This is a genomic window from Mesorhizobium sp. M7D.F.Ca.US.004.01.2.1 (assembly GCF_003997785.1).
GTDB lineage: Bacteria > Pseudomonadota > Alphaproteobacteria > Rhizobiales > Rhizobiaceae > Mesorhizobium > Mesorhizobium loti.
Window position 1 is genome coordinate 1 of record NZ_RZRQ01000251.1, and the last position, 8,570, is coordinate 8,570.

The following is an 8,570-nucleotide window of genomic DNA, read 5'->3' on the forward strand; positions in this document are numbered from 1 at the left end:
GCTCCAGGATTGCCAGATGATGGAGCCTGCCGTACCGCGTCGTGGGCCAGCCAACGAATTCTGCTGGTCAATCCGCGTCAGTTCAGCGGAATGTCGTTATCGTCCTTGTTCGCCTGATAGACGCCGGACAGATCATCGTAGCGCGCCGAAATCGCGCCAATACGTGTTTCCAGCCGTTGCCGCTCGGCCGCGGGCAAAGCTCGCACCAACCGACGTATGGAAAAGCTCTTCCAGTAGGCGTTCTCGGCATTGTAGCCGCCGGGATCGAGAGTGAAGACCTCTTTCAGGATTTTCAGATCGTGCGGGATGGCAAAACTGTCGCGCGAATCCTCATGGCTGAACAGATAGTAGAAATTGTCGAAGCCGGTCCAGGTGATCGCCGACAGGCACAGCGAGCAGGGTTCATGCGTGGCGATGAAGATGGCGTCTTTCGTATCGACGCGCTCGGCCTTCGGCATTTCGTAGAAGCGCTTCAGGCAGTGCACCTCGCCATGCCAGAGCGGGTTTTCCATCTCGTTGTTGGTCTCGGCCAGCACCAGCGAACGGTCGTCCTTTCTCAGGATCGCCGCGCCGAACAGCTTGTTGCCATGGGCAACACCGTCGGCCGTCTTCGGCACGATGTCGTGCTCGATGACGTCGAGCAGGCGGTCGATCAGTGAAATATCGGTCATTACGGGGTCTCCTGCTGCATGTCGCACAAAAGTGCCCCCGGTTTTGGGGTAACGACACGCACAAAAAATTAAGGGAGATGGATCTCGTAGGCGTGCGAGAAATGGAACTCTTCGAGATTGGAGCCGTCGCCGCCACGGTCGACGATCAGGAAATCCTGCGCCTCGCCAAGCGGCGTCAGCACGCCATGCCAGAGATTACGGGAATAGTTGATGCCTTGTCCGGGTGCGGTGATGAAGGCATGCGGCTCGCCCGGTCCCTGCTCACCGTCATGGCAGACGACGACCAGGAACGGGCGCGGCGACAGCGGGATGAAGGCCTGGCTGCCGAAGGGGTGGCGCTCGACCATGCCTAGCCTCAGCGGCAATTCGTATGGCGTGCCGCGCACCATCGAGATCAGCACGCGGGCGTTCGGCCCGGTCGCCTCGGCGGTTGCGAGATCGTGGTAGCGCTCGGCCCTGCCGCCATTGATCGGGTAGTGGTTGTCGCCGCCCATGTCGATGACATCGCCGAATGGGGCAAAGCTCTCGCGGGTCAGCGGCCGCGCGACGATACGGGTCATGGCGCGCGCTTTGCGATGCCGGCGCCGCCGAGCTTGGCGTGCCGATTGACGTCCTTGTAGAGCAGATAGCGGAATTTGCCCGGGCCGCCGGCATAGCAGGCCTGCGGGCAGAAGGCGCGCAGCCACATATAGTCGCCAGCCTCGACCTCGACCCAGTCCTGGTTGAGGCGGTAGACCGCCTTGCCTTCCAGCACATAGAGACCGTGCTCCATGACATGGGTCTCGGCGAAGGGAATGACGGCACCCGGTTCCAGCGTCACAATGGTCATGTGCATGTCGTGGCGCAAATCGGCCGGATCGACGAAACGCGTCGTCGCCCAACGGCCCTCGGTGCCAGGCATCGGCGTTGGCGCGATTTCCTGTTCGTTGGTGAAGAAGGCTTCCGGCACATCAAGACCGTCGACCGCCTCGTAAGCCTTGCGAATCCAGTGGAAGCGGACGTCGGCCTTGCGCTCGTTGCGAACCGTCCAGCCGCTGGCCGGCGGCAGGAAGGCAAAGCCGCCGGGCCGCAAGACATGCTTCTTGCCGGCAAGCAGAACCGTCAGTTCGCCCTCGACCACGAACAGGGCGCCCTCGGCACCGGCATCGGGTTCCGGCCGATCGCTGCCGCCGCCGGGCGCGACCTCGACAATGTATTGCGAGAACGTCTCGGCAAAACCTGATAACGGTCGCGACAAGATCCAGACGCGCGTCTTGTCCCAGAACGGCAAGGCACTGGTGACGATGTCCTGCATCACCCCCCGGGGGATGACGGCATAGGCCTCGGTGAAGACGGCGCGGCCGGTCAGAAGCTCGCTCTGGCCGGGATGGCCGCCATGCGGCGCGTAATAGGTTCGGTCGGGCATCCTGATCGTATCCATGGGTTCAAACCTATTGCGGAAGCATGTCCTTGAGGCGGAGCAGCGCGATGCGCTCGACCTGTTTGCAGGCGGTCTCGAATTCGACGCCGCGGCTGTTGCCGATGCGCGCCTCGAATTCCGCCAGGATCTCCTCCTTCGTCTTGCCCTTCACCGCGATGATGAAGGGGAAACCGAAGGTGGTGACGTAGGCGGCGTTGAGCTTGGAAAACAGTTCGCGCTCCTTGTCGGTCAACGCGTCGAGGCCGGCCGAAGCCTGTTCCCTGGTCGATTCCGCCGTCAGCCGTTTGGCCTTGGCCAGCTTGCCGGCAAGGTCGGGATGGGCGTTGAGCACCGAAAGCCGCTCGGTTTCGCTGGCGGAACGGAAGACGCGGCAAAGCGCATTGTGCAGGCCGCCCGATGTGTCGTGCGCCGGACCCAGTTCCAGCTCGTAGGCGCGTTCGGCGATCCAGGGCGAATGCTCGAACACGCCACCGAAGGTATCAACGAACGTCTCGAATTCCATCTTCGATGGCCGCAGTGCCGCCGGCTTGTAAGGATTGGCCTCTTGCCAGTGGCGGGCGATGTCGATGCGCCGTGCCAGCCAGACCTTGTCGTGCGACTTCACATAGTCGACGAAGCGCTTCAGCGCCGCCACCCGGCCCGGCCGCCCGACGAGGCGGCAATGCAGGCCGATGTTCATCATGCGCGGCCGGCCGGCCTTGCCCTCGGCATAGAGCGTGTCGAAACTATCCTTCAAATAGGCAAAGAACTGGTCGCCCGAGTTGAAGCCCTGCGGCGTGGCGAAACGCATGTCGTTGGCGTCGAGCGTATAGGGGATGATGAGCTGCGTGCCGCCCTCATGTTCGAACCAGTAGGGCAGTTCGTCGTCATAGGTGTCCGACACATAGTCGAAGCCGCCTTCTTCCGCCACAATCCGCACTGTGTTGACCGAAGTGCGGCCGGTGTACCAGCCGGTCGGGCGCGCGCCGGTCACTTCGTAGTGCAGCTTGATCGCCGCTTCGAGGTCGCGGCGCTCATCCTCGACACTGTGGTCGCGGTAGTCGATCCATCTCAGACCGTGCGAAGCGATCTCCCAGCCGGCTTCCTGCATGGCCATGACCTGGTCAGGCGAACGGGCGAGTGCTGTGGCGACGCCGTAGCAGGTGATCGGCACCTCAGCCTCGGTGAACAGCCGAAGCAGCCGCCAGAAGCCGGCCCGCGCCCCATATTCGTAGATGGATTCCATGTTCCAGTGGCGCTGGCCCACCCAGGGTGCCGCGCCGACGATTTCCGACAGGAAGGCTTCAGAGGCCTTGTCACCGTGCAGCACGCAGTTTTCGCCGCCTTCTTCGTAATTGACGACGAACTGCACGGCGACATGCGCACCGCCAGGCCATTTCGGGTCCGGCGGATTGGCTCCGTAGCCGCGCATGTCTCTCTCGTAACGCATCGTCCCTCCCGCCGGGCATGGCCCGAAGTATGATCAGGATATCGAAAGGGCTGCCTGCGCATTCCCCCGAAAATTTTTGAAAGTGTTTTTGTCGCACTCCGCTCGACCGGGACTTATGCATCGCCTTTAAATGGCGCACAATTCACTGTTGATATTTGACCGTACCGGGCCAATTCGCTCGTACCGGAGATGGGAGGCGGCCAATGGCAGAAACGTCGAAAGCCGATGGCGGGCGTCTGACGACCCATGTCCTCGACACGGCGACCGGCAAGCCGGCAGCGGGACTGTCGATTGCGCTCTATCACCTCGAGGGCAAGGCGCGGACACATCTGAAGACCGTTGTCACCAATGCCGACGGCCGTTGCGACAAGCCGCTGCTCGCTGGCGCGGAGTTCCGCACCGGCGAATACGAACTGCTCTTCGCCGCGGGCGACTATTTGCGCCAGCAGGGGTTGAGCCTGCCGAAACCCGCCTTTCTCGATGTGATACCGATCCGCTTCGGCATGGCCGAACCGGTGCATTATCATGTACCGCTGCTGGTCTCGCCCTACGGCTACTCGACCTACAGGGGGAGCTGAGGCATGGCCAAGGTCAATATCCGCAACGAGATCCGTTTCATTCTCAATGGCAGGGATGTAGCGCTTTCGTCGGTTGCGCCCGATGCGACCCTGCTCGACTGGCTGCGGCTCGACCGTTCGCTGCGCGGCACCAAGGAAGGTTGCGCCGAGGGTGATTGCGGCGCCTGCACCGTGCTGGTTGGCAAGCTCTCGGCCGGCGGTCTGGTCTATGAAAGCGTCAATGCCTGCATCCGCTTCCTCGGCTCGCTGGACGGCACCCATGTCGTGACCGTCGAGCATTTGCGGGGCCTGCCCGGTCAGTTGCATCCGGTGCAGCAGGCGATGGTCGATTTCCACGGCTCGCAATGCGGCTTCTGCACGCCGGGCTTCGTCATGTCGCTCTATGGTCTGTGGATGAGATCACCCGACCCGTCGAACGCTTCCATCGAAAAGGCTTTGCAAGGCAATCTCTGCCGCTGCACTGGCTACGAGGCGATCATGCGCGCGGCCCAGGCCATCTCCAGCTACGGCAAGGCGGCGAGGGATCCGCTGGCAGCGGAGCGCAAGGCGATCACCGCGAGGCTAGAGGCCATGCATGACGGCGCCCGGATCGAGATCGGTTCGGCCAAGGCGCGGCTGATCGTGCCGGCCGACGTCGATGATTTCGCCGCCGTGCTGGACAAGGAACCCGGCGCCACCATCGTTGCCGGTTCGACCGATGTCGGCCTGTGGGTGACCAAGCACATGCGCGATATTTCGCCGGCCATTTTCATCGGCAATCTCGACGGACTTTGCACCATCTCGGAAGACAAGGGCGTCATTTCGATCGGCGCCGGCGTCACCTACACTGACGCCTTCGCGACGCTGGCGAAGCGCATCCCGGCGATGGGGCCGTTGTTCGATCGCATCGGCGGCGAACAGGTGCGCAACATGGGCACGATCGGCGGCAACATCGCCAACGGTTCGCCGATCGGTGATACGCCGCCGCCCTTGATCGCGCTTGGCGCACGCCTCACCCTGCGCAAGGGTAAGAAGCGGCGGACCATCCCGCTGGAAACCTTCTTCATTGCCTATGGCAAGCAAGACCGGCAGCCGGGCGAGTTCGTCGAGGCCGTGCACGTTCCTGTTCCAGCCAAGGATACAAAATTCGCAGTCCACAAGATCACCAAGCGCCGCGATGAGGACATTACCGCGGCCCTTGGCGCTTTCTTCCTGACGCTGGCCAAAGACGGCACGGTCGCGGAGGTGCGCATCGCCTATGGCGGCATGGCGGCGACGCCGAAGCGGGCGTCTTTTGTCGAAAAAGCGCTGCTCGGCAAGCCGTGGACCGAACAGACGGTAGACGCGGCGATGGCCGAATATGCCAGGGATTTCACCCCGCTCACCGACATGCGGGCTTCGGCCGAGTATCGCGCACTGGCGGCGCGCAACCTCCTGCTGCGCTTCTTCGCCGAGACCAGCGGCACCAGGGAGCCGATCCAGGTTTCGAGGCACGAGGCGGCATGATGAACAAGCACGCTGCCCCCAACCTCAAGGCTGAAAAGATCGTCGGAGGCGTCGCCGACGACCAGCGTCACGATTCCGCGCACAAGCATGTCAGCGGCACCGCCGTCTATATCGACGACATGCCGGAACCATCAGGCACGCTGCATGGCTGCCTCGGGCTTTCTGCCGCCACGCATGCCATGATCACCAGCATGGATCTCTCGGCGGTGCGTACAGCGCCCGGCGTTGTCGACGTGCTGACGGCCAGTGACGTGCCCGGCGAGAACGACATTTCGCCGACCGGCCGTCACGACGAGCCGGTGCTGGCCGACGGCAAGGTGCAATTCTATGGCCAACCGATCTTCTGCGTCATTGCCGAGACGCGCGAGCAGGCGCGCCGTGCCACAAGGTTGGCCAAGGTCGAATACAAGGAATTGCCCTTCGTCACCGACATTGGTGCGCTCGATCCGAAGAAGGACAAGCTCGTCACGCCGCCTCTCACGCTGAAGCGCGGCGATGCCGCCACAGCAATCCGTCAAGCGCCGCGCCGGCTAAAGGGAAAAATGCGCATCGGTGGCCAGGAACACTTCTACCTCGAAGGCCATATCGCCATGGCCATTCCGGGCGAAGATCAGGACGTCACCATCTATTCCTCGACCCAGCATCCGAGCGAAGTCCAGCACATGGTCAGTCATGCACTTGGCGTGCCGAGCAATGCCGTCACGGTGGAAATCCGCCGCATGGGCGGCGGCTTCGGCGGCAAGGAAACGCAGGGCAATCAGTTTGCGGCATTGGCCGCGATCGCCGCAAAGAAGCACCATCGCGCCGTGAAAATCCGGCCCGACCGCGACGACGACATGATCGCCACCGGCAAGCGCCATGACTTCCTCGTCGACTACGAAGTCGGCTTTGATGACGAGGGCAATATCCTCGGCGTCGATTTCATGTTCGCGGCGCGCTGCGGTTTTTCCTCGGACCTTTCCGGCCCGGTGACCGATCGCGCGCTGTTCCACTGTGACAACACTTATTTCTGGCCAGCGGTGCACGCTAAATCGGCGCCGCTCTACACCAACACCGTGTCGAACACCGCCTTTCGTGGTTTCGGCGGCCCGCAAGGCATGGTCGGCGCCGAGCGCGTCATCGACGAGGTGGCCTTTGCCGTCGGCAAGGATCCACTCGAAATCCGCAAGAAGAATTTCTACGGCACATCGGACCGCAATATCACGCCCTACCACCAGACGGTCGAGGATAACGTCATTCAGCGCATTGTCGCTGAGCTGGAGCAAAGCGCCAGCTATGCGCGGCGGCGGCGCGAAATATCGGCCTTCAATGCCAACAGCCGTTTCATCAAGCGTGGCCTGGCGCTGACGCCGGTCAAGTTCGGCATCTCGTTCACCGCCACGCATTACAACCAGGCCGGCGCGCTGGTGCATGTCTACACGGACGGTTCGGTGCATCTGAACCATGGCGGCACCGAGATGGGACAGGGCCTCTACGTCAAAGTGGCGCAAGTGGTGGCGGAAGAGTTCCAGATCGATCTCGACCAGGTGAAGATCACCGCGACCACGACCGGCAAGGTGCCGAACACCTCGGCCACAGCAGCGTCGTCCGGCTCCGACCTCAACGGCATGGCGGCTCAGAATGGCGCTCGTCAGATCAAGGATCGGCTGATCGATTTCGCCGCCGAAAAATATCAGGTGCCGAGCGATCAGGTGCTGTTCCTGCCCAACCGGGTGCGCATCGGCAACCAGGAAATCGCCTTCGCCGATCTCATCAAACAGGCCTATATGGCCCGCATCCAGCTGTCGGCGGCCGGTTTCTACAAGACGCCTAAAATCCACTGGAACCGCGACAAGGGCGAGGGCCGTCCCTTCTATTATTTCGCCTATGGCGCCTCGTGTTCGGAAGTCTCTGTCGACACGCTGACCGGCGAATACATGGTCGAGCGCACCGATATTCTCCATGACTGTGGCCGATCTCTGAACCGAGCCATCGACATCGGCCAGATCGAGGGCGGCTTCATCCAGGGCATGGGCTGGCTGACGACGGAAGAACTGTGGTGGGACGCCAAGGGCCGGCTGCGCACGCACGCGCCGTCGACCTACAAGATTCCGCTCGCCTCCGACCGGCCGAAGATTTTCAACGTCACCTTGGCAGACTGGCCGGAAGCGAGCGAGCCGACGATCCACCGTTCCAAGGCGGTCGGCGAGCCGCCGTTCCCGCTCGGCATGTCGGTGCTGCACGCCCTGTCGGATGCGGTGGCGAGCATTGCCGACCACAAGATTTGTCCGCGCCTCGATGCGCCGGCAACGCCGGAGCGGGTGCTGATGGCAATCGAACGGCTGAAGGACGAGGCCAAGGCCTGAGTCTGGCACCAGGGTCGGCAATACGTGCAATTCAGGCCGAAAAACCCTATGTTTCCGGCACGGGAATGCGAATGATGAATTCGAAAGTGCAAAGCCTGAGAGATTTCCTTGCTGGTCAAGGCCGCATCGCTTTGGTCGAGGTGACCGGGACCAAAGGCTCGACGCCACGCGAAAAGGGCGCCTTCATGCTCGTCTCGCAGACGGCGATCTTTGGTACGATCGGCGGCGGTCAGCTCGAATACATGGCGATCGACAAGGCCCGGCAGATGGTGGGTAAAGAGGCCCGCATCGAGGTTGACGAGATCTGCGCCACGCTCGACGTGCCGCTCGGGCCGGAGATCGGCCAATGCTGCGGCGGGCGCGTCGAAGTCTTGATCCGGCTTGTCGATGCCGCGCTCGTTGCCGAACTGGTTGCGGCCGCGGAGGCTGAGGAAGCGCATCTGCCGCATGTCTACATCTTCGGCAGCGGCCATGTCGGACAGGCGCTGGCGTCGACGATCGCGCTTCTGCCGGTGCACGGCGTCGTCATCGAGACGCGGGCCGAGGCGCTGGAAGGCATGCCGGAAACCGTCGAGACACGGCTGACGCCGATGCCCGAGGCCGAGGTGCGCAAAGCTCCCCCCGGCACCGCCTTCGCCATCC

Annotated in this window: 8 protein-coding genes; 4 read left to right on the forward strand and 4 right to left on the reverse strand. The window is 62.8% G+C overall.

The features are described 5' to 3' along the window. Positions 1-77: 77 nt before the first annotated feature. The 4 genes from EN993_RS26130 to puuE form a co-directional block, all read right to left on the reverse strand. A complete protein-coding gene (locus EN993_RS26130; RefSeq protein WP_109665571.1) occupies positions 78-671 on the reverse strand; it encodes a nucleoside deaminase in 594 nt (197 codons plus the stop codon). A gap of 68 nt (positions 672-739) precedes the next feature. Beyond that, positions 740-1,231, reverse strand: a complete 492-nt coding sequence (locus EN993_RS26135; RefSeq protein WP_109665575.1) for an ureidoglycolate lyase — start codon at positions 1,229-1,231, stop codon at positions 740-742. Then, complete coding sequence (locus EN993_RS26140) at positions 1,228-2,091, reverse strand: bifunctional allantoicase/(S)-ureidoglycine aminohydrolase (RefSeq protein WP_127265202.1); 864 nt, start codon at positions 2,089-2,091, stop codon at positions 1,228-1,230. Before EN993_RS26140 ends, EN993_RS26135 begins: the two co-directional genes overlap by 4 nt. A 10-nt stretch (positions 2,092-2,101) precedes the next feature. Continuing rightward, positions 2,102-3,520 carry an allantoinase PuuE gene (gene puuE / locus EN993_RS26145; protein ID WP_127265203.1) on the reverse strand — a complete coding sequence of 473 codons (1,419 nt, stop codon included), beginning with the start codon at positions 3,518-3,520 and terminating at the stop codon, positions 2,102-2,104. 203 nt (positions 3,521-3,723) lie between these two features. On the opposite strand from puuE, the gene uraH reads away from it, so the two are divergent. From uraH to xdhC, 4 genes are all read left to right on the forward strand, one after another. Then, entirely contained in the window at positions 3,724-4,098 is a 375-nt protein-coding gene (gene uraH / locus EN993_RS26150) for a hydroxyisourate hydrolase (RefSeq protein ID WP_126067351.1), read from the forward strand. A gap of 3 nt (positions 4,099-4,101) precedes the next feature. Then, a complete protein-coding gene (gene xdhA / locus EN993_RS26155; protein WP_127265204.1) occupies positions 4,102-5,583 on the forward strand; it encodes a xanthine dehydrogenase small subunit in 1,482 nt (493 codons plus the stop codon). Beyond that, a complete protein-coding gene (gene xdhB, locus EN993_RS26160; RefSeq protein WP_127265206.1) occupies positions 5,583-7,928 on the forward strand; it encodes a xanthine dehydrogenase molybdopterin binding subunit in 2,346 nt (781 codons plus the stop codon). Before xdhA ends, xdhB begins: the two co-directional genes overlap by 1 nt. Positions 7,929-8,002: 74 nt before the next feature. Beyond that, positions 8,003-8,570 (forward strand): xanthine dehydrogenase accessory protein XdhC (xdhC, locus tag EN993_RS26165; RefSeq protein WP_127265205.1); only part of this gene is annotated, 568 nt, incomplete at its 3' end.